Source organism: bacterium (assembly GCA_035945995.1).
Lineage (GTDB): Bacteria > Sysuimicrobiota > Sysuimicrobiia > Sysuimicrobiales > Segetimicrobiaceae > DASSJF01.
In genome coordinates, this window is sequence record DASYZR010000129.1 from 1 (window position 1) to 2,093 (window position 2,093).

At 71.3% G+C, this 2,093-nt stretch carries 3 protein-coding genes; 2 read left to right on the forward strand and 1 reads right to left on the reverse strand.

Translation table 11 applies throughout. The features are described 5' to 3' along the window. Together VGZ23_14850 and VGZ23_14855 are read left to right on the forward strand one after the other, a co-directional pair. Positions 1-217: hypothetical protein (locus VGZ23_14850; protein HEV2358870.1), on the forward strand; the 217-nt coding region annotated here is incomplete at its 5' end. Between the two features lie 25 nt (positions 218-242). Next, the gene (locus VGZ23_14855; protein ID HEV2358871.1) at positions 243-1,211 is read left to right on the forward strand and encodes a TIGR03560 family F420-dependent LLM class oxidoreductase; all 969 of its coding nucleotides are present in this window, start codon (positions 243-245) and stop codon (positions 1,209-1,211) included. Between the two features lie 2 nt (positions 1,212-1,213). On the opposite strand, the gene VGZ23_14860 is transcribed toward VGZ23_14855, so the two are convergent. Further along, entirely contained in the window at positions 1,214-1,879 is a 666-nt protein-coding gene (locus tag VGZ23_14860) for an HAD-IA family hydrolase (protein HEV2358872.1), read from the reverse strand. Positions 1,880-2,093: the final 214 nt, after the last annotated feature.

A 2,093-nucleotide genomic window follows, 5' to 3' on the forward strand; every position in this document is an offset into this window, starting at 1 on the left:
GGAGACCGTGAGCGCGGACACGGTCAACCCGATGCAGGCGCAGTCCCGCACGGGGGTGTGCCGGTCCTACTTCATCAATCACGAGTGCTGGCGCGTGCCGAACGCGTACTGCAACACGGCCCTCCAGGTGTGCGTCATCCGCAACTGCCCGGTATACCACCTGCACAAAGACGCGCTCGAGCGCCGCTTCGCCAAGAAGTTCAAGCACTTCTGGTAGGCGGATCGCGGTCTGGAGGAACGGCGTGGCGCATGTCGGCCTGATGATCGAGGGCCAGGAGGGCCTGACGTGGGACCGCTGGCGCCGGCTGGCCGAGGCGGCCGACACGCTCGGGTTCGAGTCCCTCTGGCGATCGGACCATCTCTTCTCCCTCTTTGGCGTGGCCACGCGTCCGGGGCTCGACACCTGGCCCTCGCTCGCCTATCTCGCGTTGAACACGCGGCGGATCCGGTTCGGGCCGCTGGTCTGTCCGATCACGTTCCGGCATCCGGCGATGTTGGCGCGCGAAGCCGCGGCGATCGAGGTCCTCTCCGGCGGCCGTCTCGAACTGGGCGTCGGCGCAGGTTGGAACGACGGCGAGCACCAGGCGTTCGGGATTCCGTACCCGCCTGTCGGCGAACGCATCCGGCGGCTGGACGAGGGCATCCAGGTCATGCTCGCCCTCTGGGCCGATGCGCCGGCGCGGTTTGCGGGGAAATTCTACCGGCTCGACGGGGGGACCGCCTGGCCCAAGCCGGCGCAGCGGCCGCGGATGCCGCTCATCGTCGGCGGCAAGGGACCGCGGCTCCTCGAGGTCGTCGCGCGGCACGCGGACGAGTGGAACTGCGGCGGATCGCAGCCGCCCGCGTCGGTCCGGGAGCGGACTCGGATCCTCGAGGCGGCCTGCCGCAAAGTGGGCCGGGATCCCGCGACCATCCGCCGGTCGTGGATGGGCGGCATTCTGATCGGGGAGACGGGGACGGCGCTCGAACGGCGGGCGCGCAAGATTCAAGAGTACGTGCCGCCGCGCGCCGCAACCCCCGCGGCCAAGCTGCCGGGGGAACTGCAGGAAGCAGGATGGCTGGTCGGCACGCCCGAGGAGATCGTCGGGCAGATGCGCGCGCTCAGCGCGGAGGGGATCGCGCGGTTCAATCTACAATTCTTCGATCAGGACGATCTGGACGCCGTCCGGCTGATCGCGGAAGACGTGCTTCCCCGCGCCGCCGCGCTGTAGGGTCATCCGTCCCCGAAGTCGATGCCCAGGAGCTCGGCGAGGTGGTGGATCACGCGCCAGGGCCGGACGCCGTGGGCCCGGAGTTCGTCCGCGGTGCGGCGGTAGGCGATGAACCGCGCGCCGGCGGCCGCGGCGGCGGCGCCGTCGATCCAGGAATCGCCGATCACGTAAGCGCGGTCCGGGCCGCCGAGGCGGCGCAGCGCTTCGACCGCGCCGTCGCCGGCGGGCTTCATGGCCGCCACGTCGTCCCGCGTCACCACCGTTTCGGCGGCGTCGGCCAGTCCCGCGGCCCGAAGAGCCACCGACGCGCCGGCGCGGCTGTTGTTGGTGAGAATCGCGAGCCGGTATCCGCACGACCGCAGCGCGGCAAGCACGTCCGGGGCGCCGTCGAGGGCCCCGGCGTCCCGCAGGCCCTCGGTCTCGTGCGCACTGATGACGGCCCACATCTGCGGCACAAGCGTGGTGCGCCTGGCCGCGTCGTGCGCGGCGCCCCACGCCACGAGCTCGCCGATGGCGCGCCGGCGAAGCGCTTCGTCCGGTTCCGCCGTCGCGCCGGCCTCGCGCAGCATGGCGCCGAGCTCCCCCCGGATGGCTGCAAAGTCGATGTGCGAACCGAGGACGGTGTTGTCCATATCGAAGACGAGCCCGATCCGATGGGGAAGCGCCACACCGGCCATTGTAGGATGGTCGCCCGGACGCCGCAACGGCGGGAGTCCGGAGGACTCGCGCGCCCTCGCGGACATCCGGCTCAACGAGCAGGTGGTGGACGTCGTCGTCTGGAAGCCGCAGCCGCTCGTCGTGGCCGCGCGCCGTTTCCCAAACGTCTCCGGCATCCTCGTTCCCACCACCGGGCCGTGGCGGCATCGCGTGCTCATCGTCCAG